The sequence below is a fragment of the Bradyrhizobium sp. 23AC genome (assembly GCF_054863025.1).
Window position 1 is genome coordinate 98,946 of sequence record NZ_JAVAYN010000001.1, and the last position, 26,623, is coordinate 125,568.

Genomic DNA, 26,623 nt, shown 5'->3' on the forward strand with positions numbered 1-26,623 from the left:
GCCTAGTTCCTGATGTCCATGGCGCTGCGCAGGCCGTCCGAGAGCAGGTTGAAGCAGATCGAGACCGCGAAGATCATCGCGCCCGGCAGCGCGGCAACCCAGGGATTGACGTAGATCGCGGTGCGCAAGGTGTTCAGCATCAGGCCCCATTCCGGCTCCGGCGGCTTGGTGCCGAGACCGAGGAAGGAGAGACCTGCGGCCAGGATCATCGAGACCGAAATCAGGCTCGTCGCATAGACGAAGATCGCGCCGAGCACGTTGCCGAGGATGTGCACGCGCATGATGGTGAAGGGCCCGGCGCCAGAGGCACGCGCGGCCTCGACGAAGTCCATGTTGCGCACGCCCGTGGTGACGCTTTCGGCGACGCGGGTGATCTGCGGCACGAACACGACCGTCAACGACACGATGGAATTGAGGATGCCGGCGCCCAGCGCGCCGGAGATCGCGATCGCCAGCAGCACCGAGGGAAAAGCGTAGAACACGTCGATCGTGCGCATGATCGCGGTGTTGAGCTTGCCGCCGACATAGCCGGCGACGAGACCCAGCGAGGTTCCGATGCAGAAGGCGAGGATCACGGGCAGAATGCCGATGACCAGCGACAGCCGCCCGCCATAGATCAGCCGCGCCAGCATGTCGCGGCCGAGCTCATCGGTGCCGAGCGGGTAACCAACGGTGCCGATGTGGCGCAGGCGGCGAATCATGGAGCCCTTGTAGGGATCTTCCAGACCCAGCCACGGCGCGAGGATCGCGGACAGGAAGATCAGTAGCAGCACCAGCGCGCATGCCATGCTGACCTTGTCGCGCCGGATGCGGCGGCCGACGGTCGCCCAATAACCGCGCGCCTTGGTTGCCGGCGCGGCCTGCAGCGCGGCATCGGCGGTGGCGGACAACGGAAGCTCGCTCATTGGCTGGCTCCCAGTCGTTGGTACGATCGATGCGAGCCAAGGAGGTGGTGCACCTCTCCCGCTTGCGGGAGAGGTCGGCGCTCCGGGCGATGCGAAGCATCGTCCCGTGCGCCGGGTGAGGGTTCTCTCCTCTTGTGGGTCCTCGATTGCGGAGACACCCCCACCCCGACCCTCCCCCGCAAGCGGGAGAGGGGGAGCACCTTTTGCGTGGCGACAGCTGAACTCATTATCAGCCCCGCTTGATGCGCGGATCGATCGCGGCTTGCGCGATGTCGACCATGAGATTGAGGAAGACGAAGAACAACGCCAGGATCAGGATCGTGCCCTGCAGCAACGGCAGATCGCGCTGGAAGATCGCCGAATTGAGCAGGAAGCCCGAGCCCGGCCAGGAGAACACGGTCTCGATCAGGATCGAGCCGCCGAGCATGTAGCCGAGCTGAAGCCCCATCACCGCGAGCGCGGTAGGCGCGGCGTTCTTGATGACGTGGCGGAACACGCCGCGCTCATGCAGCCCCTTGGCGCGCAAGGCCTCGACAAAATCCTGGCTCAGGATGTCGCCGGTCAGCGCACGCACCGTGCGGGTGACGATGCCCATCGGGATCACCGATGTCGTGATCGCCGGCAGCACGAGGTATTGCAGGTGTGCCCAGTCCCAGGCCCAGGTGGCGGAGCCGCCGGGCCCGGCGCCGACCGCGGGCAGCCAGTTCAGCTGCACCGAGAAGATGATGACCATCACCATGCCGAGCCAGTAGTGCGGCACGGAGACGCCCGCGATGGCAAAGGACGTCGCGAGCTTGTCGATCCAGGTCTCGCGGAAATAGCCGGCGATCAGGCCGAGCAGGATGCCCATGGTGAAGCCGATGATCGCGGCGGCAATCGCCAGCGTGACGGTATTGCTGACGGCGCGCATGACTTCGGCGAGCACGGGGCGCCCCGTCGCAATGGAATTGCCGAGATCGCCGTGCAGCGCGCGCATCAGCCACAAGCCGAACTGCACCGGCAGCGGGCGGTCAAAGCCATAGGCGGAACGGAGCTGCGCGGCGAGCTCCTGCGAGGCATCGGCCGGCAGCACCGCGACCAGCGGATCACCCGGCGTGATGTGCACGAGCAGAAAACACACCAGCGCGACGCTGATGACGATCGGAACGACATAGACGATGCGTCTGGCGATATAGGCGAGCACGTTGTTTCTTTCTTCCTTCTCCCCTTGTGGGAGGAGGTGGCATAGGCCGCCTCCGGCGGCCGTTTTTAAGTCGACGCCGAAGCAAAGCTTCGGCTACGGCGCCGGATGGGGGGTTCTACCCGCGGATACAGCATTATCGAATGAGAGAAAGGGCCACTCGCGGAGAGAGACCCCTCACCCGGCTTCGCTGTCGCGAAGCCACCCTCTCCCACATCCGCCTTCGCCAAGGCTTCGGCGGACAGGAGGGAGAGGGTGCACTGTTCGTGTGGTGCGAACTACTTCATCGACACCAGCGAAAAGTCGATAAACCAGCTCTTCGGCTGCACCACACCCGAGACCTTCGGGCTGATGGCGCGGGGGCCGACGTCGTGGGCGACGTAGAGGAAGGCGGCATCGTCGACCGAGGCCGCGTGCAGTTCGGCGAGCGCGGCGTCGCGCGCGGCGGGATCGAAGGTCTGGCGCGCTTTCTTCACCAGCTCGTCGAACTTGGGATTGTTAATGAAACCCCAATTGTTCGAGACCGGCGGCGCCATGCCCGATTGCAGGAAGCGCACCAGGGCGAAGAACGGATCCATGGCCGCGTAGGTCACGTTGGTCGCGTGCGAACCGTTCGCCGACGGATCCTTGGCGCCGCGGCGCCAATTCGTGAACAGCGTATTCCATTCGATGACGTCGAGCTGCACATCGAAGTAGCATTCGGCAAGGGCCTGCTGGAGATACTCATTCATCGGCAGGGGCTGCATCTGGCCCGAACCCGAGGCGGAGGTCTGGGTCTTGACCGTCAGCTTCTTGTTGGGGCCGAACCCGGCCTCCTGCATCAGCTTCTGCGCAGCCGCCTTGTCATACTTGATCTCGAAGCTCGGCTTGCCGCGCCAGGGATGGCCGGGTTCGAAGGTGCCGGTCGCCGGCACCATCAGGCCGGCGAGCAGGCCGTCCTTGAGGCCTTCGCGATCGACGCAGAGGTTGGCGGCCTTGCGCACGCGAATGTCGTTCCAGGGCGAGCCCTCGACGCGGGAGAACTGCCACGGCCAGACATGCGGCTGCTCGTTGGCGTAGAGCTTGAAGCCGCGCTGCTTCAGCTCGGGCAGTGCGTCCGGCGCCGGCGCCTCGACCCAGTCGACCTGCCCGGAGAGCAGCGCCGCGGTGCGCGCGTTGGCTTCCGGCATCGGCAACAGCACCATCTTGTCGACCTTGGGCACGCGCGCCTTGTCCCAATAGGCCGCGTTCTTGACCAGCTCGAGCCGCTCGCGCGGCGTGAAGCTCGCCATTTTCCACGGGCCGGTGCCTGCGGCGTCCTTGGCAAACGCCGTCCACGCCGCCTGCGACTTGGCCTTGGCGTCGGCGCCTTCGGCCTTGTCGTAGAAATGCTGCCACTTCGCCGGGCTCGCCATGAACAAATTGGTGAGGTTGATCGGCAGGAAGCTGTCGGGCTCCTTGGTGGTGAGCTCGACCGTCATGTCGTCGATCTTCTTCGCCGAGGCGAGCGTCGGCATGCGCGAGGCCGTGACGCCGACCTGGCTGGCGTCGAACTGCGGCGCGTCCTGCTTCAGCACCTTCTCGACGTTCCACACCACCGCATCCGCGTTGAACGGGGAGCCATCATGGAAGGTCACGCCGGGGCGCAGCTTGAAAACCCACTTGGTCTTGTCGGCATCGTCGACCTTCCACTCGGTGGCAAGGCCGGGAATCACCACGCTCGCCTTCTCGGCGGAGGACAGGTCCCAGCCGGTCAGCGCGTCGTACATGGTGAGGCCGGTGAAGCGGTTGCCTTCAAAACCCTGATCGGGCTGGCCAAGCGTGCGCGGAATATCGGCAGCGGTCATGCCGATGCGCAGCACGGTGTCGGCACTGGCCTCACGCGGCCATGCAGCCGCCGTCGTTAGAGCGAGCACCGCGATCCATGCCGCGCGCGTGTTCTTCTTCTTAGTAAGCATCGCCTCAATCCTTTTCCGGCTTCGATGACTATTTTTGATGCAATCGTATGCAATGGCTATGCCAAAGAGAAACTTATTCTGCAATTTGGCCCTGCGACGACAAGTCCTTGTAGGTCGCAGGCGGGTGCACGCGCCGCGCTGCCTATTCTGGCATCAAGATTGCAAGTTCGGTCCCGAAATCCCTGGGAGCTTGGACCATGCGTGTTCGTCTATCGATTTGTCTCGCCGTGCTTGCACTGGCGTTATCCGCAATCTCGGCGCGCGCCGAAATGGTGGTGCGCTACGGCATCTCGATGGCGGACATTCCGCTCACCACGGGTCAGCCCGATCGCGGCGCCGGCGCCTATCAGTTCACGGCCTACACGATCTACGATCCCCTGGTGGCCTGGGAGATGGACGTCGCCGACCGGCCCGGCAAGCTGGTGCCGGGGCTTGCGACCGAGTGGAAGGTCGACGATGCCGACAAGACCAAATGGCGCTTCACGCTTCGCAAGGGCGTGAAGTTTCACGACGGCAGCGAGTTCAACGCCGACGCCGTGATCTGGAATCTGGACAAGGTGCTCAACGACAAGGCGCCGCAATTCGACAAGCGGCAGAGCGCGCAGGTGAAGACCCGCCTTCCCTCCGTTGCGAGCTACGCCAAGCTCGACGATTTCACCGTAGAGATCACCACCAAGACGGTTGATTCCTTCTTCCCCTATCAAATGCTGTGGTTTCTGGTGTCGAGCCCCGCGCAGTATGACAAGCTCGGCAAGGATTGGGACAAGTTCGCGAGCCAGCCCTCCGGCACCGGCCCGTTCAAGCTGACCAAGCTGGTACCGCGCGAGCTTGCAGAACTCGGCAAGAACCCGGACTACTGGAACAAGAAGCGCATCCCGAAGGCCGACAAGATCGTGCTGGTGCCGATGCCGGAAGCGCTGACCCGCACCAACGCGCTGCTCGCGGGGCAAGTCGATCTGATCGAGACGCCGGCGCCAGATGCCGTGCCGCAGCTGAAAGCCGCCGGCATGAAGCTCGTCGACAACGTCACACCGCATGTCTGGAATTATCATCTCAGCGTGCTGCCGGGCTCGCCCTGGACCGACATCCGCCTGCGCAAGGCGCTGAACCTTGCGATCGACCGCGACGCCGTGGTCGGGCTGATGAATGGCCTCGCCAAGCCCGCGAAGGGCCAGGTCGACCCGTCCAGCCCGTGGTTCGGCAAGCCCGGCTTCGAGCTGAAATATGATCCGACCGCAGCCAAGAAACTAGTCGAGGAGGCCGGCTACTCCAAGGCCAAGCCGCTGAAGGCCACCTTCATCATCGCACAGGGCGGCACCGGCCAGATGCTGTCGCTGCCGATGAACGAGTTCCTGCAGCAGAGTTTTAAAGAGATCGGCATCGACATCGACTTTAGGGTGGTCGAGCTCGAGACGCTCTATACGCATTGGCGCAAGGGCGCGGCCGACGAGATCAACGCCGGCATCACCGCCAACAACATCGCCTACGTCACCTCAGACCCGCTCTACGCCATCGTCCGTTTCTTCCATTCGGGCCAGATCGCGCCTGTGGGCGTCAACTGGGGCGGCTACAAGAACCCGAAGGTGGATGCTCTGATCGACGAGGCCAAGCAGACGTTCGATAGCGCCAAACAGGACGAGTTGCTGGCCCAGGCGCACGCGCTGATCGTGGACGACGCCACGCTGGTCTGGGTCGTGCACGATACCAACCCGCACGCGCTGTCGCCGAAGATCAAGCAGTTCGTGCAGGCGCAACACTGGTTTCAGGATCTGACGACGATCGGGATGGAGTGAGAGGCAAACACAGGTGTCGTAGGGTGGGCAAAGCGCAAGCGTGCCCACCATTTCTACATTGCCGAGCAAGATCGTGGGCACGGCGCTACCGCGCCTTTGCCCACCCTACGAGAGCGGTGATTGTGGCTACTACTTCGTCAGCAGCGCATACGCCCCGGTCCAGCCTTCCGGCGGCGGGTTGAGCTGGAAATCCTTGATCCTCGCCTCGTAGAGCCTGAACAGCTTTTCCAGCGTGTCAGCATCTTCGCTGCGACGGCCGCGTTCGATCGCATCGAGTGCGCCCTGCCAGTCGCGGCCGCGGTAGCAGCCGAGCATCTCGATGGTGATGTTGCGCAGGCGCTGGAAGGCGCCTGAGTGCATCACGTCCTCGCGCCCGGCGATGGCGTAGATCACCTCCGGCTCGGTCTTGCCCTTGACCATGATGAAGTCGAGCTCGAGGATCGCGAACTTGTCCTTGGCGGCAAGCGCGGTCCTGGATCCGACGATGATCGGGAAGCCGTATTCCTTCGACTGGCCTTCCAGGCGTGAAGCCAGGTTCACGCTGTCGCCGAGCACCGAATAATTCTTCTTCAGGTCCGATCCCATATTGCCGACCACGCCGATGCCGGTGTTGAGGCCGATGCCGACATTGAGCGGAATGTAGACATGACCGCCGTCGGCGGCTTCCTGCTCGCGCTCCTTGTTGACCGCGTCGATCTGCTCCAGCATCTGGATCGCGGCCTCGCAGGCGTTGACCTCGTGCTCGGCATCGTCGAGCGGCGCGTTCCAGAACGCCATGATGGCGTCGCCCATGTATTTGTCGATGTAGCCCTTCCGCTCGATGATCACATCGGTGAGCGGCGTCAGAAAGCGGTTCATCAGCGCAATCAGGCCCTGCGGGTCCTGCTTGTAGCTTTCCGAGATCGTGGTGAAGCCGCGCACGTCCGAGAACATGATCGTCATCTCGCGCTCTTCGCCGCCGAGCACGAGCTTTTCCGGCGACTGCGCCAGCTGCTCGACCAGAACCGGCGACATGTATTGCGCGAACTGCCCGCGGATCTGCACGCGCTGGCGCTGCTCGCGCACGAAGCTCGCGAAGATCAGCGTCAGATAGACCGCGGTGGTCGAGAGCAGCGGATAGGTGAAATCGATCAGGTAGCGGTACTGCGCGTAAAAGAACCAGGACACGCCGACCAGGATCGCGGCGAAGGTCGCACCCGCGAGCACGAGGCGCACGGGGCCGAGATTCGGCGTGAAGATGATCACGAGCAGGCCGATGACGAGCGCGGCCAGCAATTCGACGCCGAGCGCATAATTCGGCTGCGAGATCACCGCGCCGCTCAGCACACTCTCCAGCACCTGGGCGTGGATCTCGACCCCCGGCATGGCCCGGGACACCGGCGTGGTCTTGATGTCGTTCAATCCGCCCGCAGAGGTACCGACCAGCACCAGCTTGCCGGCGAACCTGGAGGGCGGCAGGCTGTTGTCGAGCACGTCGACCGCGGACACATAGATCGAAGGGTCCCGGCGGGCATAGTGCACCCAGAGCTGACCGTTCTTGTCGGTCGGAACTTCCAGACCCTTGAGGCGGATCGACCTGATACCGGCCTTGTCCGTGCGGACCAGCAGGGTCGGCGTTCCCGTGACGACACGCAGGATCTCGAGGCTGAGCGAGGGCATGATGTTGCCCTGGGCGCGCATGATCATCGGCACGCGGCGGATCAATCCGTCACGCTCGGTCCGGATCGAGAACAGCCCGCGACCGGCCGCGATCTTCTCGATGATCGGCACGTTGCGGAGCAGGCCGGGGAATTCGAACAGGAAGCGCTCGGCCCCGTCCTCCCCGAGCGTAGCCACGCCCGTGAACGGAAGCGATTTGTCGAGCTCGGACAGGACCTCTGGAAGCCCGGTCTCACCCAGCACCACCCGCGAGCGCTTGATCGCGTCAGCGAGGACCTGGTCATTGCTCGGCAGCTCGCGCAGCTTGGCGCGGGTAGCGTCGTCCAGATAGCGCATCTGGCTCGCGACCAGATCCGGGTTGAGCCGATCGGGCTCCGAGAACACCACGTCGAAGCCGATCGCCACCGCGCCGCTATTGGTGAGGTTCTGGATCAGGTCGGCGATGCGCGTGCGCGACCACGGCCACTGCCCGAGCCTGGCGAGGCTCTTGTCGTCGATGTCGACGATGACGACCGGCCGCGATGTCTTGTGCCTGGGATCGATCAGCTGGAACATGTCGAAGGTACGCAGCCGCAATTCCTGGATCGGCGGCGGGTCCCACAGGCGCGCGCCGGCGAACACGACCAGCAGCGCAAGGCACATCAGCCGGGCAAAGCCGAACTTGCGCGCAAACCACCGCCGCAGGATCTTGAGACGCTTCATTTCAGTAGGACTTCCTGCCCCGGACCATGCCGGGCGCACCGATCATGGAGCGTCGGCGCGGGATTGGCTATGCCCTGGCGCCTGAGGCTTATGGATTTTTTGCCGTGGTCACGAACCGGCGAGCCGAGGCTCAGGTGGTGTGGAAGATGAAATCGCTGGCCCGAAGATTTGCGGCAACCACATTCTTGAGCAGAAGCGACTCGTGTTCCTGTATCGGTCCGGATTGCTGCGTGATTTCCTGATTCCAGGTGATCAGGGTGTCGCCATTCAACTGCTGGGCGATGGCGAGGTTACTCGTCGAGCTCACATCCGAGAACTGACGCAGGTCGATTTTGTCCAGGCCCACCGTGAAATCGGTGATGGTGTGCGAGAAATCGGTGACGGGCTGTCCGTTGCCATCGTACATCAACCCCGGCGCAAACACGAACTGATCCTTGGCACCGCCGCCGGTCAGCGTATCGTTGGTATCGGTCGCGAAGATGACGTCCTTGCCGCTGGTGCCTTCCAGGATGACGCTCTGGCCGGTGTCGTCGGCCTCGTTGAAGATGAAGTTGACGGTATCGGACAGGCCGGTGGTCTTGTCCGTAACCGTCAGCGTGATCTGCTCGATGGCCGGCGGCGTGTCACCCGGATCGTAGGTGATGCCATCTGCGAGGAGCAAATTGATGTCGTCGAGGCTGCCGCTCGCCGCCGCCGGAGAGACAGTGCTATCCGGATCATGCGCGGTCACGGCCGTGATCTTGAAGTCATCCGTCGCGGCGCCGGGATCGGTATCGGCCACCGCAAGACCCGTGATGAAGTCGGTGTTGCCTTCGTTGTCGTGCCAGACGGAAAAGCGCGTGGTGTCGATGACGGGGCCGGCGGCCTCATTCGCCCCGGTCACGTCCACCGTGAGCGTGGCCGTGCCGGTTGCACCGTGCACATCCGTAGTCTGGACCGTGAAAATATCCGCGTAGGATCCATCGGCCAGCGCGTTGATCGCGGCGGCGTTCGGAACGTAGCTGTAGCTGCCATCGGGATTGACCGTCAGCGTCCCGTAAAGTCCGCCAGCTGTCGTTGCCGCATGGTGATCCGCGTTGATGACGGCATAGGTCAGCGTCGCCGTCTCGCCGGTGTCGACATCGTTGCCCGCCAACATTCCGGTCAGATCGCAGAAGGTGTCGGCAGCAGCCGTGTCCGAGAGCGGACCGATGTGGAGATCTGCAAGCGTCGGCGCGTCGTTGCTGCCGGCGATGTTGACGGTGACGACTGCGCTCGTGCCAGCGCCCTCGGCATCCGACGGAACGATGGTGTATTGCAGCGACAGCGTCTGGCCGGCGGCGAGGAAATCGAACGCCTGCCCGTGCGAATTGAAGTTCCAGGTGAACTGCGTATGAGTCGCGGTGCCGTCGAGGATGTCGCCCGAGGGGACCGTGAGATCGCCCAAGAGGTCGGCATTCGACAGCCCGCCGACGCTGCCCGTTTGCAGCACGCCACTGAGATAGGCCCGCACCTGGCTGACCGACACCGTGACGTGATCGGTCACATCGACGTCGGAGACCGCCAGCACGCCATGCGCGAGCTGGCCGGCATTGGTTTCCATCAAATCGGCAACGGCGCCGCCCGGCCCGGAGGTGCCGCTGGCCCAATCCGCATCGCCCTCGATGGCGAGGCTCTTGGCGGGGTTGACCGTATTGGCGACCGTGGTCCCGCTGCCGTCGCCGAGTTGGTAATACCCGGCCAGATTCGCCTCGTTGCCGGTGAGCGCGGTGAAATCGATCGACTGGATTTGCACTTGCGTGAGCGCGGTGGTCCAGACGCTGACATCGGCGATCGAGCCGGTGAAGCCCTGCGCCCCGAAGCCGGGGGCGTACCTGTCGCTTGCGGCCCCGATCATCATGTAGGACGGATCCTGGCCGCTGCCGACCGCGTTCACGCCTCCACTGTGGGAGTAGACGGCATTCCCATCGACAAAAAGCGTGAAGGTGCCCTGATCGCGCGTCAAGGCGAGGTTATGCCATTGCCCTGCAGTGAGCGCGAAGCCGGTATCCAGGATATCGACGCCTCCCTCGAGAATTTCGATCTCCAGATTGCCGCTGACGACGGTACCGATAAGACCGAAGCCGGCTGTCGAGGTATTGCCGTTGTAGAACAAGACCTGGCCGTCGGGCGCAGCGCCGCCGTTCCAGTTTACCCAGCCATCCAGCGTAACCCCATCGGACGCGACCGTCGGCACCTCGCCGACCGCGATGGTCTGGCCGTCGAAGTTCATGTAGCTCGATGTGACATAGGACACCGCCGGCGCATCGTTGGTGCCGGTGATGGTGACGGTGACGTCCTGGCTGATCTTGCCGCCGTGCTGGTCGTCGAACGTGACGGTGTAGACCTGCGTGATGGTCTGGTCTTTCGCCAGCGACTGCAGCACGGGATCGCTGTTGTCGAGCGTGAAGTGCCAGCCCAACGTCGCACCGTTGTTACCGTCAGTGCTGGATTCGGACACCGACGAATCGATCGTGAAGGTGCCGATATGCGAGCCGGTCCCGAAGCCCGGCAGGTCCGAGCTGACGAACGAAGATTTGAACGACCACGCCGCCGTGTGGGTGTCGGTCAGGTCCAAATCCTGGATCGCCAGCGTGCCGTCGGCTGTGAGCGAGGCGCTCTCATCCGCGGTCACCGCGCCCGTCGCTGCGGCGGCATCGCTCGTGATCGTCGGTGCATCATTGACGCCTGTGATCGTGACGGTGACGTCCTCGCTGACGGTACCGCCATGATGATCGTCGAACGTAACGGTGTAGACCTGCGTGATGGTCTGGCCCTGCGCCAGCGACTGCAGCATTGCATTGCTGTTGTCGAGGCTGAAATGCCAACCCAGCGTCGCGCCATTGCTCGTGTCGGTATTGTACTCGAGCACCGACTGATCGATCGTGAACGTGCCGATGTGCGTGCTGTCGGCATCGAAGCCCGGCAGAGCCGAGCTGATGGATGAGGACTTGAACACCGCCTGCGCCGCATGGGTGTCGATCAGGTCGAGATCCTGGATCGCCAGCGTGCCGTCGATCGACAGCGTCAGGCCGGTATCCTCGATCACTTTGCCCGTTGCCGCCGCGGCACTGCTGGTCACGGTCGGCGCGTCGTTCTTGCCGGTGATGACGACCGTGACGTCCCGGGTGACCGTCCCACCGTGATGGTCGTCGATCCTGACGGTATAGACCTGCGTGATGGTCTGCCCTTCGGCCAGCGACTGGAGCACCGGGTCGTTGTCGTCGAGTGTGAAGGTCCAGCCCACTGACCCGCGGGAGCTGGCGCCCGGGCTTTCAACCACGGGGGCGAGCGCGAACGTGCCGATATGCGAGGTGCCGTCGCTGAAGCCCGGCAGGTGCGCGCTTGAAATCGTCGACTTCAGCGAAAAACTCGCGGTGTGCGTATCCGTGAGATCAGGATCGTTGAACGTGATGGTGCCGTTGGCGGCGAGCGTGGCCGCCGTATCCTCGGTCACCGCACCGGTCGGCGTGGTCAGATCTTCGACGATCGTCGGAACGTCGTTGGTGCCCTCGACATTGACGTCCGCGCCGTCGATGGACACGGTAACCGGCGTGCTGACGACACCGCCGTGCCCGTCATCGACCTGCACCACGTAATTGAGGGTCAGTTTCTCGCCTTTGGCGAGGAAATCGAACAGATGGTCGGGAACGCTGTAGGTCCAGGTGGCCGAGCCGTTGTTGCCGTTTCCCGCGCCCTGTACCACGGTCAGCGGCACCTCGACGGCGGCGATCGCCGCGAGCTGCTGCGGTGTCAGGGTCGACGTGATATCGTTGCCTTCGGCATCGAGATATTTGAACGGCTGGGTCGACGAGAGCGCCGCGCTCACGATCGGGCGGTCCGTCAGATCGACGTCGGTGAAGGTGACGGTGCCCGTGATGGTATCCAGAGTCTCGTTGCCCGTTCCGACCTTCTCGATGACGGTTCCGCCCAACGTCGCGACGGTGGGCTTGTCGTTCGTTCCCGTGACCGTGATGGTGATCGGGATGAATCTGGACTCTGGATTGACTGCGAAATTGGTGTCGACGCGGACCAGATAGGTCAGCGTCAGCGTTTCGCCGGCCGCGAGGAAGTCGAAGACTTTGTCCGGGATCGTGTACGTCCAGACCGCCGAGCCGTTGTTGTTGTTGCCGGCGTCGGGGGCGACGTTGATCTGGATCTGGGTCGCCGCAATGTCCTGCTTCTGGAGCGCGGAGAGCGAGCCGGTGACGTCGTGCTGGCCGGCGTCCTTGTAGACGTAGTTCGGCGCTTCGGCGAGGCTGATGCTCACCGTCGGCCGGTCGCCGAGGTTTTGATCGACGAATCTGATCAGGCCGGAAATCGTATCGGAATGCGTGTCGCCGGTCGCGTCAGCACGCTCGGTCAGCGCGAACGCCGTCTTCACGTTGCCGCCGGCGTCGAAGCTTTGCACAATCGGCTGGCCGGGGATACGAACGATGGGCGGCGCGGACGTGCTGGGCGCCTCCGATCCCTGCGGATTGAGATTGACGAATGTCGCGGTCGCGACGGCGCCGCCCCCCGACTTGAACACCACGTCCAGGCTCATCGGCGTGAGCGTGTCGGTGAAGTTCGTGGTCAGCTTGGTGTTGGTGTTGTTGTCGGTGAACTTCAGCGTGAACACGTCGGTGATCAGCTTCTGAACGTCCGGCGACATCAGCGCATTGGAGATCGAGACGTTGCCGCCGCTGATCTGGATCATCTGGCCGGCCTGGTTGACCGTCGCGATCGGCAGCAGCGTGACCTTGTCGAACAGGATATAGGAGCCCGTCGTGCCGTTCGGCTCGACCAGTACCTGGAAGCTTGCCTGCGGCTGCGGATCGCCGCCACCGGCAGGAACGACGAAGTTGATCTGGGTCAGCACGGCGGTGCCGCGGATGCCCATGGTGGCAACCGGCGTGTCGATCTTCATGTCGCCGTGCTTGGCGGTCTCGCCGGCGACGAAGGTGATGGTGCCGGCGACCAGGCTCAGCAGCGAGGAGTTGCTCGACCCGTTGGGGTCGTAGACCATCTCGTTCAGCACCATCCGCGCATTCGAGGACAGGCCGAACACGGTGCCGTCGATGAAGGTGATGCCGAGCGTGGAATCCGCGCCGGTCGAGACCACGTCACCCTTCTCGACGTTGTCGCCGTTGTTCAGGATGACCGAGACGCCGTTGCGGATTGCGGTCGCGCTGCCGGACAGTTTTGTGACGTGGCCGATGACCTGGGCCGCGGCAGCGCCGCCGGGGGCGGCTTGAGCGACCTGGACATGGCCCGTGAGCGCGTTGACAATTTCGCCGGTGAGATGGGCGCCGTCGGGTGAGGCGAGCGCGGCACGCTTGTCGCCCCTGAAATAATCGTGAACGACGAATTCGTGTCCCTCGTGGGACAGCACGAGATCGAGACCCGCCCGCTTGAATTCGCCGTTGAAGATCAGGTTGGGGTCGGGAACAACGAACGCGCCCTCAGGCACGTGGCCATGCGCTTTCGCCGTAAAGGAATCGACATGAGCGCCGCCGGGCGAACGGGAACCCTGGCCGTCCAAAGGAATCGCGGCGTCAAATTGGCCAGCGTAATTCAACCGGTCACCGTATAAAGGGTTAAAATTTAGGTAAGTATCAACTGCCTAAGCTTGCATAGCATTAGCAAGTCCTTAGCGATACCATCTATTGCTTGTGTGATTTCGCATCACTTGGCCCCAGGAGGCCCCACAGCCTGGCGCCGCCGCAGAGAAGCGAAAGTAATCGTTGAAATACTCGGAAGTCGAATTCGGCCTGTTTCCACGCATTTCCAGTCATCCAAAGTAATCTGCCGTATAGTGACGAAACAGATACTTGCGTTATCTTTCCTTCGCGAGGTCCCGCAGCATCCTGCGGCAAATACGGAGTTAAATCTGTGACCTAACTAACAGAACCCCATGAAATAGGGGGTCGGTAAAGCCATAGGGCCCAGATTCGGCACTGCCACAACTTGTGTCTGCAATTGGCTCGATTTCGCGGCGGCCGGACACCTCTAGCCGTCGAATCGTAAAATTTTACGCAATTTGGACGGGGCCGTTTCAGCCTGTTCCCCGGTTTTGGAACCCCAGCCGGGTGCGTTAAGCAGAACAAAACGGCCCGTCTCGCACTATCTCCGCGAAAGCAACAAAGCCCGGCACGTTCAGGTCGAGGGGGATCTGGCGAAGCTGGAAGGGGATGTCAGATGGAGACCGCTGCTCGCTCGCGCGCCTGGCGCGCAATCCTTGTCCTGTGCGGATTGGTTCTGTGTGGATCGACCGCCGAGCTTCGCGCCGGCACGCTGCTGTCGCCGGGCGCAGGCCTACTCGTGCGCAAATCCGCCGAGCCGTTCGGCGTGTTCGCCTTCGCCATCTCCGCCGGCAGCCTGCAACAGAAATGGCTCGCGGTGAAGGACAAGCTCGACGGCGACATGGTGCAGCTCGCGCTATGCGACGGTGACCGGGACAATTGCGCTTCGCCGGCGGCCCTGAAGCTGCTCGCCATCGTCGACCAGGCCCGCGCCCGCGACGGCCGCGCCCGGCTCGGCGAGACCAACCGCGCCATCAACCTTGCCATCCGGGCCGCCAATGACGGCATCGACGACGTCTGGAGCTCGCCGCTGGCGACCTTCGCGCGCGGTGCCGGCGATTGCGAGGACTATGCCATCGCCAAGCTGGCCGCGCTGCGGTTGGCGGGCGTGGCCGCCGAGGACCTCCGCATCCTCGTGGTGCGCGACGTCAGGGCCGGCGAGGAGCATGCGGTTGTCGCCGCGCGCCTCGATGGCCACTGGCTGATGCTCGACAACCGCCGCATGGCGATGGTCGAGGACGACGCCGCGCGGAACTACCAGCCGCTGTTCGCGCTCCATCAGTCGGCCGTGATGAAATATGTCGACGAACCGATGCAGGTCTCGATGGTCGCCGCCGAGGCGCGCTGATCCATCTTGCAGTCCGGATGGAGCGCAGCGCAATCCGGGGCCGCTGTCGCTTGTCGCACGAATCCCGGATTACGCTTCGCTCCATCCGGGCTACGAACCTCCGTTCACCAAAAACCCATTCCACCACGCGATCCGGGCGGCTAGCATGGCCACGGCTTTGCGGGGGCGACGGGAATGCGGTTCATCGTGCTGACTGTGATTGCGCTGCTGGCGCTCGCCTCACCCGCATCAGCGCAGTCCGACCGCTCCATCGCCGATCGGCTGCCGCTGTTCGCCAAGAACAACTGCCAGCAGATTCGCGACCCCGGCAATCAATTGTTCTGCGGTGATGCCACGCTTGCCGCCGCCGCCGAGAAGCTGAACACCGCGATCGAGGCGCGGCTCGCCCGCCTGCCCGATCGCCTGCCTGCGATCGAGGAGAATGCGATCTGGATCCGCCAGCGCAATCTCGGCTGCGGCATCGTCGGCCAGACCGCGATCCGCCCCGACGATTTCGAGCGGGTGAAGGCGTGCCTGCTCAAGGTGACCGAGGAGCGCGCCGCGATCCTGCGCGATCCGGATTTCGACTGCCTCGCAGCCAACACCGCGGCGGGCGCGGTGATTTGTGCGGACCCGTCGCTGGCACTTGCCGAAACGGAGCTCAATGGCCAGGTGCTCGGCCTGATCGGCAAGCTGGACCCGACCGCAGCGCGCTTTGCCTTCGCCGAATATGGCAGGTGGACACGAGAGCGCGATCGCAAATGCAATCTGGTCGGCAAGGAGAACGTGCCGCTCCAGGAGCTCGAATCCGCAGAGGATTGCCTCGCCGATCATTTGAAGCACAAAGCCGACGACATCCGCGCGGCGAAGGGCGATCCCAAGAAGGTGTTCGGCCGGCAGGTCGCGGCCCGCATCCCCGACACCGACGCGGTCGACTTCTGCGCGGCACGGATCCATGCGGCCAATTCGTGCGGCAGCTTCCTCCGCATCAACCGCGTCTACGCGCTCGACAGCCAGGTGACCGAGCAGGAGGCCCAGGTCACCGGCGAAATCGAGATGGCGGTGCTGGCGCCCTTCACCATGTGCAGCAAGGTCGCATCCAGCTGCACCGGCACCTGCTGGGATGCCAGGACGGGTCTTCCGCAGCCGGGCGCCGCCAACAAGGAGCGTTCGGCGGAAGCCTTCAACGTGACGCGCCGCTTGAGGATCCAGCGCACTTTTGCGTTCGTCAAAGCCGCCGACGGCTGGCGCTGCCGCGAGGACGAGCTGGCGCCGGTGAATTCCGGGACCGCGAGCGGGGGATCGTAGGTGCTTCTTCCTTCTCCCCGTTCTTACGGGGAGAAGGTTGGGGTGAGGGGCTGCTTCCGCAAATTCAGTACGAGCGAGACTCGCGGAGGCTCCCCCTCACCAGCCTCTCCCCGCACGCGGGGAGAGGCGAAGATCAAAACATCAGATTGTCCTTCACCAGGACCCAACGACCGTTCTTCACCTGCTGCACCTGGGTGACGGTGGTGGCGAGATGGTTGGTCTTTGAGAACACGGTCGGCGGCGAATTGAAGATATCCTGGAACTTGTCGCCGGACTCCAGCGCGTCGAGCATCTTCTGGCCAGTGAGTTCCTTGCCAGCCTTGTTGGCATAATGCGCGAACGTCATCACCGCATTGTAGCCGATGATCGCCTGAGTGTTGGCGTCGGCGTTGAACATCTTCTTGTAATTGACGAGCCAGTCCTTCACCTTTCCCTTCGCGGTGTCTTCGTAGGGAATTTCGAAGTTCGAAGCGGCATACAAGCCTTCCACCACTTCCTTGCCGAGCGCCGGCACTTCGAGCACGTTGACGGGCGTGGCACCGAGGAAGGTGACCTCCCAGCCGAGCTTCCTTGCCTCGGTCATGGTGCCGATGGGCTCACGGAGGACCGCGCCGAGCACGACGAGGTCGCAGCCGTCGGACTTCATCTTGGCGACCTGCGCCGAGAAGTCGGAGGCGCCGCGCTTGTAGCTCGTGATCGAGGCCGGCTGCACCTTCATGGCGGCGAGCTGCTGGTTAAAACCATCGAGCACGTTTTTTCCGTACTCGTCATCCTGATGCATGATGCACGGCTTCTTGAAATTCTTTGCCTCAATCATGTATTTGAGCGCCGCGCGCGTGCTCTCGACATAGGGCAGGAGGTTGTTGAACTTCAGCCGCTCCTGCGGCTTAGCCGCATCGAACTTGAAGGTGAACTCGGCCGCCGTCAGCGGGAAGAGCTGAAGCACGCCGGCGTCGAGCAGGATATCCTGCGCAGCGAGCACGGTCGGCGATCCCATTGGTCCCACCATCGCGAAAATCTTGTCGCGCTCGATCAGCTTTTGCGAAGCCAGCACGGCTTTCTTCGGATCGTAGCCGCTATCCTCGACGACAAGCTTGATCTTGCGACCCTGGACACCGCCCGCCGCGTTGATCTCCTCGACCGCCATCTTCATGCCGTTGGAGACCGGCACGCCCCAGCCCTTGATCGGGCCCGACAGGTCCTGATGCGTGCCGATGACGATCTCGGATGCCGAGATGCCCTCGTTGGTGACCTTGGTTTGAGCGGCGGCCGGCAGACAGGTCAGCGCAAGGGCGCTCACCGCCAGGCCCAGCGCCTTCAGCGATTTCGACATTGCAGTCTCCTCCTTCAGTGGCCCGTGTTGAGCGAAGGATCGGGCCTCTCAAGCCTTCGCCGTTTTCTCAAATCCATCTCTCTTGAGCATGATCCTCCGGATCATGCTCAAGCAACCGCGCGCTGGCGATACATCGCCTCGATCTCGGCGGCGTAGCGCTTGTTCACGAAGCCGCGCTTCAGCTTCATGGTCGGCGTCAGCTCCTCGTCCTCCGGCGTGAGCTGGCGCTCGATCAGATAGAACTTCTTGATGGTTTCGACGCGAGCAAAATTGCCGTTGACCTGCTCGATCTCGCGCCCGATCAGGTCCTGGATCTCCGTCGCTCGGCACAGGCTCGCGTAGTTGGTGAAGGGAATGTCGTGGTCCTGGGCGAACTTCTCGACGTTCTCCTGGTCGATCATCACGAGGCAGGTCAGATACGGCCGCTTGTCGCCGACCACGACGGCATCGGAGATGTAGGGCGAGAATTTGAGCTGGTTCTCGATCTCGGACGGCGTGACGTTCTTGCCGCCGGAGGTGATGATGATGTCCTTCATGCGGTCGGTAATGCGGACGAAGCCTTCATTGTCGATGGTGCCGACGTCGCCGGTGTGCAGCCAGCCGCGTTGATCGATCGCTTCCGCCGTTTTCTCCGGCTGGTTGAGATAGCCCATGAACAGGAAGTCGCCCTTGATCAGAATCTCGCCTTCGGGCGACAGCGCGACCTCGCCCCAGGACACGGCGGTGCCGACCGAGCCGAGCTTGATCCGCGTCGCCGGCATCATGGTGGCGACGCCGCAATTCTCGGTCTGGCCGTAGAGCTCGTGCATGTCGATGCCGAGCGCGAGATACCAGCGGATCAGCTCCGGCGCGATCGGCGCTGCGCCGGTGAAGGCGACGCGGCAGCGATCGAGCCCGATCATGCGGCGGATGTTGCGGAATGCGACCCGGTAGGCGATCCGGCTTGCGAGGCGCAACGACAGCGGCGGCGCCTTGCCCTCGATCCGGTAATCGACCATGCGATAGCCGATGCCGATGGCGCGGCGATAGACCCATTGCTGGAGCGGGGTCGCATCCTTCAGCGCGATGGTGATGGCGGAGTAGAATTTTTCCCAGATGCGGGGGACCGCGAGGAAGACGGTCGGCTGCACCTCGCGCAAATTGTCCGGCACGGTTTCCGGGCTCTCGGCGAAATTCATCACCGAGCCGAGTGCGACCGAGATGTAGTATCCGCCGATGCGTTCGGCGACGTGGCACAACGGCAGGAAGATCAGCCTGTCCTCGTCCTCTTGCGCCGGGATGAAGTCGTTGGCGTGACGCATCTGGTGCGTGACGCTGCGGTTGGCGTGCATCGCGCCCTTAGGGGGACCGGTGGTGCCGGACGTATAGACCAGGATCGCGAGATCGCCGGCGCCGCGGCTGTCGATCATCTCCTGCCACAGCGCCTCGCGGCCGACCATGTGATTGCGGCCGAGCGCGCGAAACTCGTCGAGCGACATCACCATGTCGTCGGAGAAACCGCTGAGGCCCTCCATATCGAACACGATGATCTTCTGCAGGCTCGCGCAGCGCGCGCGGCAGGCGAGGATCTTGTCGAGCTGCTCCTCGTCCTCAGCGAAGATCACTTTGGTCCGGGAATCGTTGATGAGATATTCGACCTGGGACGATGCGTCGGTCGGGTAGATGCCCGAAGCGACGCCGCCGGCGCACAGGATGCCCATGTCGGCATGGACCCATTCCGGCACGGCGTTGGCGATGATGGAGGCGACGTCGCCGGGCATGAAGCCGGTCGCATGAAGCGCGTAGGCGATCTCTTTCGATATCGCCAGCCATTCGCGCCAGCTGGTCGGCTGCCAGATGCCGAATTTCTTCTCGCGGATGGCCGGCCGATCGCCCCGCGTCTCCGCAGCGCGCAAGAAGCTCTTCGCGATCGTATCAGCGACCGTCAGCACCGCCGGTCGGGCCATGCACCTCTCCTCCTTGTCGCCTGCCTCCGCTGCCTGCCTTGCCGGCGGTCTCTATTGCGGATGGCAAGCTCATCTTACTGCCAGCTCTTCCTCACCGCCACGTCTTCTTCTTTTTCCAGCGCCGCTCGCCCCGCGCGCCCGCTTCCTTGGCGCCAAGGTAGAACTCCTGGATGTCCTGGGAATGCATCAAGCGGTCGCAGGTGTCGTTCATCACGATACGGCCGATCTCCAGCACGTAGCCGTAATGCGCCGTCTCCAGCGCCACCTTGGCGTTCTGCTCGACCAGCAGGATCGACATGCCCTGCTCCTCGTTGACGCGGCGGATGATGGTGAAGATCTCCTTCACCAGCAGCGGCGACAGGCCGAGCGACGGCTCGTCGAGCAGCAGCAGCGTCGGCCGGTTCATCAGGGCGCGGCCGATCGCCAGCATCTGCTGCTCGCCGCCGGAGAGCTGGCCGGCCGGCTGGTTGATGCGCTCCTTCAGCCGCGGAAAGTAACCATAGACGCGCTCGAGGTCCTCCGCGACGCCGTCACGGTCCTTGCGCGGATAGGCCCCCATCATCAGGTTCTCGCGCACCGACAGGAACGGAAACACCTCGCGTCCCTCCGGCACATGGCTGAGGCCGAGCCGCACGATGCGGTCGGCCTCCATGCGCTGGATCGGCTTGCCCAGGAATTCGATCGAGCCCTTTTGCGGGTCGAGAATGCCCGAGATGGTCTTCAGCACCGTGGTCTTGCCGGCGCCGTTCGCCCCCAGCAGGGTGACGATGCGGCCGCGCGGCACCTCCAGCGAGATGCCGCGGATCGCCATGATCGGCCCGTAATAGCTCTCGATGTTGGAGAGCTTCAGGATGATCTCGGGCGTGACGGCGGCGTCCATGCGTCAAGCTCCCAGATACGCGGCGACGACGTCGGGATGCTGCTGCACCTCGGCGGGCGAGCCCATCGCCAGCACGCGACCGTAGTTGAGCGCGATGACGCGGTCGGAGACGCGGTTGACCAGCGACATGTCGTGCTCGACCATCAGCACGGTGATGCCGAGCTCGCTCTTCATGTCGCGGATCCAGAACGACATGTCGTCGGTCTCCTCGACATTGAGGCCGGACGACGGCTCGTCGAGCAGGATCAGCTTCGGCTCCGAGCACAGCGCGCGCGCCAGCTCGATCACCTTGCGCACGCCGTAAGGCAGGCCGGAGATGAGCTTGTCGCGGTAGGGTTCGAGATCGAGGAATTCGATGACCTGCTCGACCCTGCGGCGGTGCACCTTCTCGTTGGCCCGCACGCTCGGCAGGAACAAGAGCTCCTGCCAGAGCTGCGTGGTCGAGTGCCGGTGACGGCCGACCAGGAGGTTGGAGAGCACGGTCGCATTCTCAAACAGCTCGATGTTCTGGAAGGTGCGGGCGATGCCGAGCTTGGCGATGTCGTAGGGCGGCTCTTCCGTGATATCCTGGTCCTCGAAGAAGATGCGGCCCGAGGTCGGCCGGTAGATCCGCGAGATCAGGTTGAAGATCGAGCTCTTGCCGGCACCGTTCGGCCCGATGATCGACAGGATCTCGCCCTTCTCCACCGCGAACGAGACCGCATCGACGGCCTTGAGGCCCCCGAAATGCAGCGACAAATTCTCGGCGCGGAAATAGCTCATCGGTTCCGCTCCGACTTCACGTAGATCTTCTGCCGCTTGAAGGTGGCGCGCTTGTAGAGCGGGAACAGCTGGAAGAAGAGTTTTATCTTCAGCCAGCGGCCATAGAGACCCAGCGGCTCGAACAGCACGAACAGCACGATGATGATGCCGTAGATCGCGCCTTTGAGGCCGTTGAGCGAGGCGAAGGCCGCGACCTTCGACTGGATGTTTCCCGCGGTGGCCGTGCCGGCCCCGAACGTCGCGGCAATACCGGCGATCATGCCGGGCATGTCGTCCTTCAGATACGTCAGGAACGGATCGATCATCACGATGAAAATCGCTCCCAGCACCGCGCCGTGCAGGCTGAAGGTGCCGCCGATCAGGATCACGATGATGAACTCGATCGAGAGCTGGAGCGTGAACATCTCCGGCGAGATGAAGGAGAGCTTGTGGGCGAACAGCACGCCGGCAAAGCCGGTGATCGCCGCCGAGATCGCAAACGACTTCACCTTGTAGAGCGCGACGTTGACGCCCATGCTGCGCGCCGCCGTCTCGCTGTCGCGGATCGCGACGAAGGCACGCCCCGTCGGCGAGCGCAGCAGATTGAGCGTGCCGACGATGGTCAGCACCAGCACTGAGAGGCAGAGGAAATAGAAGGTGGGGCTGTCGCGCGGGACGGTGACGCCGAGCAGCGACAGCGTCTTCACCCGCATGCCCTCGTTGCCGTGGGTGACGCTCTCCCAGCGCGCCAGGATCTCCTCGACGATCAGGGCAAAGGAGATGGTGGCGATGACGAGGTAGATGCCGGTGAGGCGCAAAGCGGGAAAGCCGACCATCGCGCCGATGATGCCGGTCAAACCTCCGGCGGCGAGGAAGTAGACCGGGAACGGCACGTTGTACTTCTGCAAGTATGCCGCCGTGTAGGCCCCGATGGCGAGGAACGCGGCGTGACCGAGTGAGGCCTGGCCGGTAAAGCCGGTCAGGATCAGCAGCGCGACGCCGACGATCGCATAGATGCAGACGAAGACGAGCTGGCTCATCAGATAGCTGGAGAGCACAAAGGGCGCGATCAGCAGCAGTGCGAGCAGGATGCCGTACGAGACCAGATAGCCCGAATGCGGAAACAGCTTGATGTCGTCCTCATAGTCGGTCTTGAACAGGAAGCGCATGGCGTTCAGACCTTCTTGCGGACGTGGTGGCCGAACAGGCCTTCTGGCTTCAAGAGCAGCACGGCGAGCAGCACGAGGTAGGGCGCCACATCCTTCCAGCCTTCGGGCAGGTAGAAGCCGGCCATGCTCTCGATCACGCCGATCAGGACGCCGCCGACCACGGCGCCCGGGATCGAGCCGAAGCCGCCGAGGACCGCGGCGGGAAACGCCTTCAGGCCGAGCACGAGGCCGACATTGGAATGGATGAAGGTGATCGGCGCCAGCAGCACGCCGGCGCAGGTCGCGACGGCCGCGCTGATCGCCCAGACGACCGACACCACGCGCTTGACCGGGATGCCCATGTAGTAGGCCGCGAGCATGTTCTCGGAACTGGCGCGCATCGCGGTGCCGAGCGTTGTCTTGTTGAAGAAGAGATAGAGCAGCGTGCACAGGATCATCGTCGCCGCGATCACCGAGAGCTTGTCGTAGGCGAGCACCAGCGAGCCGATGCGGAGCACACCCTGGCTGAACGGAGTCTCGATCTTCAGATCATCGGTGCCCCAGATCATGCCGGCGACCGAGCGCAGGAAATAGCCGAGCCCGATGGTGGCCATGATGATGGAGAATTGCGGATAGCCGAGGATCGGCCGCACCACCACGCGCTCCGCCAGCATGCCGAACAGCGCCATCGCGGCCACCGCACCGGCAAAGCCGATCCAGTAGTTCAAGCCCATCATGCCGATGAAGGTGAAGGCGAAGAAGCCGCCGAGCATCATCAGATCGCCCTGGGCGAAGTTGACGACCTCGGTGGCCTTGTAGACGAGCACGAAGCCGAGCGCGATCAGGCCATAGACGCAGCCGAGCGCAACACCGCTGACCAGCTGCTGAACGAAATCCAGCATTGACGCGCGTCCTCCCGATGCGACCGCCGGTTCTTCCTGACCGCCTTGCCGCATCTTGTGTCCAGTCGCTGCGCAGTCGTTTCGCTGCGTTAGCGCCATTTGTCCGGAACCAATTCAGCCTGAACCGTTCAGCGCTGTCAACAAACGGTGACTTGCCATTAGTCGAAACCGGATGGCGGAATTTGTGGGCCGTAGATTCACGGTGCCGAAACATCTTGGGATCATGGTCACGAGCGATGCAAAACCGGATAGTGTGGCCGTCATGAAGCGGGACAAGTCGGCACTGGAAGTCCTGGGGTTAACGAAGCGTTTTGACCGTCTGGCGGTCGACAGCCTCGATCTCACCATTCACGCCGGCGAATTCTATGCGCTGGTCGGCCCCAACGGCGCCGGCAAGACGACCACTTTGCGCATGGTTGCGGGCCTGTTGCGGCCCGATGCCGGCGCGGTCTCGATCTTCGGCATCGATGCGCTCGAAAATCCCGTCGCCGCCAAGCAGGTGATGGCGTGGGTCTCCGACGAGCCGATGATCTACGACAAGCTGACCCCGCTCGAATATCTCGAATTCGTCGCCGGCCTCTGGGGCATCGCGCCATCGGTCTCGAAGCCGGTCGCGCAGGACCTGCTCGGCTCGCTCGGCCTGGAGCCGCATCGGCACGAGCGCTGCGAGGGCTTTTCCAAGGGCATGCGCCAGAAGGTCGCTCTCGCCGGCGCGCTGGTGCACGATCCCCGCCTCATCATTCTCGACGAGCCGCTGACGGGGCTCGATGCCGTCTCCGCCCGCCACGTGAAGGGCCTGCTCAGCGAGCGTGTCCGCGCCGGCTGCACCGTCATCATGACCACGCATATTCTCGAAGTCGCCGAGCGCATGGCCGACCGCATCGGCGTGATCGCCTCGGGCCGCCTGGTGGCCGAGGGCACGCTGACCGAGCTGCGCCAGCAGAACGGCCATGCCGACACCAGCCTGGAAGATCTCTTCATCGCGCTGGTGACGCTTCCGGAAGCCGCATGAGCTCGGCAACCGCGCTCTCCTGGTTCGCACGCCACGAGCTCCGGCTCGCCTGGCGCGAATGGTTCGCCATGATGACCGGCGGACGGCGCAAGCGGGCGCGCGCCGCCGTCATCGGTCTCATCTGCTTCGCCGCACTGCTGCATCTGCCGGCCTGGGCGGTGATCGGCCGTTTCGCCGATCTGCAGCTGCCGCTCGACAAATCCTCGCTGATCGTGATCTCGGCGACGATCTTTCTCGCCTGGACCTTGATGCTGTCACAGGCGATCGAATCGGTGACGCGGGTGTTCTACGCCCGCGCCGATCTCGACCTGATCATGTCCTCGCCGGCGACGCTCGCCAATCTGTTCTCGGTCCGCATCGCCGCGATCGCGCTGACCGTCACCGCGATCGCGCTGCTGTTCTCGACGCCCTTCATCGACGTGCTCGTGATCGGCGGCGGCGCGCGCTGGCTCAGCGCATTCGGGGTGGTCGTCGCCATGGGCCTGTCGGCCGCGGCGGTCGCGATCGCCGTCACCATCCTGTTGTTTCGCCTGATCGGCCCGGCGCGCACGCGCCTGATCGCCCAGATCCTCGCCGCGATCATCGGCGCCGGCTTCGTGATCGCGCTCCAGATCGCGGCGATCATGTCCTACGGCACACTGTCGCGCTTCACCATCCTGACCTCAGGCAGCGTCGCCGCCCATGCCCCCGATGTCGACAGCATCTTGTGGTGGCCGGCGCGGGCGGCGATGGGCGACAGCGAAGCGCTGCTGCCGCTCCTGGCGCTCGCTTTGGTGCTGCTTGGAAGCGTCATGGCGATCTTCTCGCACCGCTTTGCCGACACGGCGATCGATGCCGCCGCTTACGGCACCTCCGGCAGCAGGCGCGCGAAGGAGCGCCCGTTCCGCGCCGGGTCGCGGCAGCAGGCGCTGCGGCGCAAGGAATTCTCGCTGCTCTGGCGCGATCCCTGGCTGATCTCGCAGACCCTGATGCAGCTGCTCTATCTGGTGCCGCCGGCGCTGCTGCTCTGGCGCAATTTTGCCGACAGCTCCGCGGCGCTGACGCTGATCACGCCGGTCGTCGTGATGGCGGCCGGACAGCTTGCCGGCGGGCTGGCCTGGCTGACGATCTCCGGCGAGGACGCCCCCGACCTGGTCGCGACTGCGCCGCTGACGCCATCCGCCGTCATCCGCGCCAAGATCGAGGTGGTGCTGATCGCGATCGCCGTGATCTTCTGCCCGCTGATCGCCGCGCTGGCCTTGGCCGCACCGATCCAGGCTGCCGTGAGTGCCGGCGCGATCATCCTCAGCGCGGCCTCCGCGACCGCGATCCAGCTCTGGTTCCGGGTGCAGGCCCGGCGCAGCCAATTCCGCCGCCGCCAGACCTCGTCGCGGCTCGCGACCTTCGCGGAGGCGTTCTCCTCGATTGGCTGGGCCGCAACCGCGGCACTGCTGCTTGCGCTCCCCATCGCCGGCCTCTTCAGTGGCCTGATCACCGCCAGCCTCGTTGCGATCACCTGGAAGTTCAGCCCAAGGCGGGACTGAAGGCGTGTGAGAGGCGCCTTGCCTGCCTCACTTGAAAGTAAGGCTAAATTACCTTACCTATCGACTATCAAGGATTGAGGATCCCATGGGCACGCTTACTGTCACGGCAAAGGGGCAGGTTACGCTGCGGAAGGATCTCCTGGAGCACCTCGGTGTGCATCCCGGCGACAAGATCTCGATAGAGAAGCTTCCTGGAGGGCGGGTTGAGGTGAAGGCAGCTCGGCCCGTCGGAAAGATTTCGGATGCCTTCGGTTTCCTGAGAGGAAAAACGAACGGTCGATCATTGTCGATCGAGGAGATGAACGAAGTCATCGCTGACGCCTGGACCGGCAAGCGATGAAGATAACGCCCGACACGAACGTGTTGGTGCGCGTTCTGGTCGGGGATGACGCCGAACAGAGCAAGGTGGCCGAAGCCCTTCTCAAGAAGGCAGACCTAATAGCCATCTCGATCCCCGCACTGTGCGAGCTGGCCTGGGTTCTCTCTCGAGGCTACAAAACTTCGGCTGAGAATATCTCGGCTTCGATCCGGCATTTGATCAATGCCTCCAATGCCGTCGTCGATCGGCCGGCAGCCGAGGCTGGATTGGCGTTCCTCGATGCCGGGGGCGATTTCGCCGATGGCGTCATCGCCCATGAAGGCAATTGGCTTGGAGCCGACACTTTCGTGTCCTTCGACAGGAAAGCCGTGAAACTGATCGAGACAAGCGGCGGATTGGCGCGGCTGGCCGGCGCCACATGACGCG

The 26,623-nt window shown here is 63.7% G+C and carries 18 protein-coding genes; 7 read left to right on the forward strand and 11 right to left on the reverse strand.

Annotated elements, in window-relative coordinates; genetic code table 11:
• Positions 1 to 2: 2 nt before the first annotated feature.
• From RAD10_RS00495 to RAD10_RS00505, 3 genes are all read right to left on the reverse strand, one after another.
• Positions 3 to 905 (reverse strand): ABC transporter permease, encoded by a 903-nt coding sequence (locus RAD10_RS00495; protein ID WP_008131747.1) that lies wholly within the window; start codon positions 903 to 905, stop codon positions 3 to 5.
• A 229-nt stretch (positions 906 to 1,134) separates the two neighbouring features.
• Positions 1,135 to 2,088, reverse strand: coding sequence for an ABC transporter permease (locus RAD10_RS00500; RefSeq protein WP_461615893.1), 954 nt, complete (start codon positions 2,086 to 2,088; stop codon positions 1,135 to 1,137).
• Positions 2,089 to 2,363: 275 nt separating this feature from the next.
• Positions 2,364 to 4,022 carry an ABC transporter substrate-binding protein gene (locus tag RAD10_RS00505; RefSeq protein WP_461615894.1) on the reverse strand — a complete coding sequence of 553 codons (1,659 nt, stop codon included), beginning with the start codon at positions 4,020 to 4,022 and terminating at the stop codon, positions 2,364 to 2,366.
• A 197-nt stretch (positions 4,023 to 4,219) separates the two neighbouring features.
• On the opposite strand from RAD10_RS00505, the gene RAD10_RS00510 reads away from it, so the two are divergent.
• Positions 4,220 to 5,815, forward strand: coding sequence for an ABC transporter substrate-binding protein (locus RAD10_RS00510; protein WP_461615895.1), 1,596 nt, complete (start codon positions 4,220 to 4,222; stop codon positions 5,813 to 5,815).
• A 129-nt stretch (positions 5,816 to 5,944) separates the two neighbouring features.
• On the opposite strand, the gene RAD10_RS00515 is transcribed toward RAD10_RS00510, so the two are convergent.
• Both RAD10_RS00515 and RAD10_RS00520 read right to left on the reverse strand, forming a co-directional pair.
• Positions 5,945 to 8,176: a CHASE2 domain-containing protein gene (locus RAD10_RS00515; RefSeq protein ID WP_461615896.1), complete on the reverse strand. Its 2,232-nt coding sequence runs from the start codon at positions 8,174 to 8,176 to the stop codon at positions 5,945 to 5,947.
• Between the two features lie 130 nt (positions 8,177 to 8,306).
• Positions 8,307 to 13,754 (reverse strand): VCBS domain-containing protein, encoded by a 5,448-nt coding sequence (locus tag RAD10_RS00520; RefSeq protein ID WP_461615897.1) that lies wholly within the window; start codon positions 13,752 to 13,754, stop codon positions 8,307 to 8,309.
• Between the two features lie 620 nt (positions 13,755 to 14,374).
• On the opposite strand from RAD10_RS00520, the gene RAD10_RS00525 reads away from it, so the two are divergent.
• Positions 14,375 to 15,106, forward strand: coding sequence for a transglutaminase-like cysteine peptidase (locus tag RAD10_RS00525; protein WP_461615898.1), 732 nt, complete (start codon positions 14,375 to 14,377; stop codon positions 15,104 to 15,106).
• A gap of 174 nt (positions 15,107 to 15,280) precedes the next feature.
• Positions 15,281 to 16,393, forward strand: a complete 1,113-nt coding sequence (locus RAD10_RS00530) for a lysozyme inhibitor LprI family protein (RefSeq protein WP_461615899.1) — start codon at positions 15,281 to 15,283, stop codon at positions 16,391 to 16,393.
• A gap of 133 nt (positions 16,394 to 16,526) precedes the next feature.
• Here RAD10_RS00530 and RAD10_RS00535 read toward each other — a convergent pair whose 3' ends face one another.
• The 6 genes from RAD10_RS00535 to RAD10_RS00560 form a co-directional block, all read right to left on the reverse strand.
• Positions 16,527 to 17,726, reverse strand: a complete 1,200-nt coding sequence (locus RAD10_RS00535) for an ABC transporter substrate-binding protein (protein ID WP_104465039.1) — start codon at positions 17,724 to 17,726, stop codon at positions 16,527 to 16,529.
• 107 nt (positions 17,727 to 17,833) lie between these two features.
• Positions 17,834 to 19,672, reverse strand: a complete 1,839-nt coding sequence (locus RAD10_RS00540) for an AMP-dependent synthetase/ligase (protein ID WP_461615900.1) — start codon at positions 19,670 to 19,672, stop codon at positions 17,834 to 17,836.
• A 91-nt stretch (positions 19,673 to 19,763) separates the two neighbouring features.
• Positions 19,764 to 20,552 carry an ABC transporter ATP-binding protein gene (locus RAD10_RS00545; RefSeq protein ID WP_091955832.1) on the reverse strand — a complete coding sequence of 263 codons (789 nt, stop codon included), beginning with the start codon at positions 20,550 to 20,552 and terminating at the stop codon, positions 19,764 to 19,766.
• A gap of 3 nt (positions 20,553 to 20,555) precedes the next feature.
• Positions 20,556 to 21,314: an ABC transporter ATP-binding protein gene (locus RAD10_RS00550; protein ID WP_104465037.1), complete on the reverse strand. Its 759-nt coding sequence runs from the start codon at positions 21,312 to 21,314 to the stop codon at positions 20,556 to 20,558.
• The gene (locus RAD10_RS00555; RefSeq protein ID WP_461615901.1) at positions 21,311 to 22,462 is read right to left on the reverse strand and encodes a branched-chain amino acid ABC transporter permease; all 1,152 of its coding nucleotides are present in this window, start codon (positions 22,460 to 22,462) and stop codon (positions 21,311 to 21,313) included. Before RAD10_RS00555 ends, RAD10_RS00550 begins: the two co-directional genes overlap by 4 nt.
• A 5-nt stretch (positions 22,463 to 22,467) precedes the next feature.
• Positions 22,468 to 23,343 carry a branched-chain amino acid ABC transporter permease gene (locus RAD10_RS00560; RefSeq protein ID WP_091955829.1) on the reverse strand — a complete coding sequence of 292 codons (876 nt, stop codon included), beginning with the start codon at positions 23,341 to 23,343 and terminating at the stop codon, positions 22,468 to 22,470.
• A gap of 262 nt (positions 23,344 to 23,605) precedes the next feature.
• On the opposite strand from RAD10_RS00560, the gene RAD10_RS00565 reads away from it, so the two are divergent.
• The 4 genes from RAD10_RS00565 (at position 23,606) to RAD10_RS00580 (ending at position 26,619) form a co-directional block, all read left to right on the forward strand.
• Positions 23,606 to 24,355, forward strand: a complete 750-nt coding sequence (locus tag RAD10_RS00565) for an ABC transporter ATP-binding protein (protein WP_461615902.1) — start codon at positions 23,606 to 23,608, stop codon at positions 24,353 to 24,355.
• Positions 24,352 to 25,878, forward strand: coding sequence for a permease (locus tag RAD10_RS00570; protein WP_461615903.1), 1,527 nt, complete (start codon positions 24,352 to 24,354; stop codon positions 25,876 to 25,878). Before RAD10_RS00565 ends, RAD10_RS00570 begins: the two co-directional genes overlap by 4 nt.
• 85 nt (positions 25,879 to 25,963) lie before the next feature.
• Positions 25,964 to 26,218, forward strand: a complete 255-nt coding sequence (locus RAD10_RS00575; protein WP_461615904.1) for an AbrB/MazE/SpoVT family DNA-binding domain-containing protein — start codon at positions 25,964 to 25,966, stop codon at positions 26,216 to 26,218.
• Positions 26,215 to 26,619: a type II toxin-antitoxin system VapC family toxin gene (locus tag RAD10_RS00580; RefSeq protein WP_461615905.1), complete on the forward strand. Its 405-nt coding sequence runs from the start codon at positions 26,215 to 26,217 to the stop codon at positions 26,617 to 26,619. Before RAD10_RS00575 ends, RAD10_RS00580 begins: the two co-directional genes overlap by 4 nt.
• The last annotated feature ends 4 nt before the right edge of the window (positions 26,620 to 26,623 follow it).

What these genes read in the sequence shown, in the direction of transcription:
- RAD10_RS00530 (WP_461615899.1), top strand. Translation starts at nt 15,281, where the DNA reads ATGCGGTTCATCGTGCTGACTGTGATTGCGCTGCTGGCGCTCGCCTCA.
- RAD10_RS00495 (WP_008131747.1), bottom strand. Translation starts at nt 905, where the DNA reads ATGAGCGAGCTTCCGTTGTCCGCCACCGCCGATGCCGCGCTGCAGGCC.
- RAD10_RS00565 (WP_461615902.1), top strand. Translation starts at nt 23,606, where the DNA reads ATGAAGCGGGACAAGTCGGCACTGGAAGTCCTGGGGTTAACGAAGCGT.
- RAD10_RS00510 (WP_461615895.1), top strand. Translation starts at nt 4,220, where the DNA reads ATGCGTGTTCGTCTATCGATTTGTCTCGCCGTGCTTGCACTGGCGTTA.
- RAD10_RS00505 (WP_461615894.1), bottom strand. Translation starts at nt 4,022, where the DNA reads ATGCTTACTAAGAAGAAGAACACGCGCGCGGCATGGATCGCGGTGCTC.
- RAD10_RS00575 (WP_461615904.1), top strand. Translation starts at nt 25,964, where the DNA reads ATGGGCACGCTTACTGTCACGGCAAAGGGGCAGGTTACGCTGCGGAAG.
- RAD10_RS00550 (WP_104465037.1), bottom strand. Translation starts at nt 21,314, where the DNA reads ATGAGCTATTTCCGCGCCGAGAATTTGTCGCTGCATTTCGGGGGCCTC.
- RAD10_RS00555 (WP_461615901.1), bottom strand. Translation starts at nt 22,462, where the DNA reads ATGCGCTTCCTGTTCAAGACCGACTATGAGGACGACATCAAGCTGTTT.
- RAD10_RS00570 (WP_461615903.1), top strand. Translation starts at nt 24,352, where the DNA reads ATGAGCTCGGCAACCGCGCTCTCCTGGTTCGCACGCCACGAGCTCCGG.
- RAD10_RS00525 (WP_461615898.1), top strand. Translation starts at nt 14,375, where the DNA reads ATGGAGACCGCTGCTCGCTCGCGCGCCTGGCGCGCAATCCTTGTCCTG.
- RAD10_RS00560 (WP_091955829.1), bottom strand. Translation starts at nt 23,343, where the DNA reads ATGCTGGATTTCGTTCAGCAGCTGGTCAGCGGTGTTGCGCTCGGCTGC.
- RAD10_RS00545 (WP_091955832.1), bottom strand. Translation starts at nt 20,552, where the DNA reads ATGGACGCCGCCGTCACGCCCGAGATCATCCTGAAGCTCTCCAACATC.
- RAD10_RS00535 (WP_104465039.1), bottom strand. Translation starts at nt 17,726, where the DNA reads ATGTCGAAATCGCTGAAGGCGCTGGGCCTGGCGGTGAGCGCCCTTGCG.
- RAD10_RS00515 (WP_461615896.1), bottom strand. Translation starts at nt 8,176, where the DNA reads ATGAAGCGTCTCAAGATCCTGCGGCGGTGGTTTGCGCGCAAGTTCGGC.
- RAD10_RS00540 (WP_461615900.1), bottom strand. Translation starts at nt 19,672, where the DNA reads ATGGCCCGACCGGCGGTGCTGACGGTCGCTGATACGATCGCGAAGAGC.
- RAD10_RS00580 (WP_461615905.1), top strand. Translation starts at nt 26,215, where the DNA reads ATGAAGATAACGCCCGACACGAACGTGTTGGTGCGCGTTCTGGTCGGG.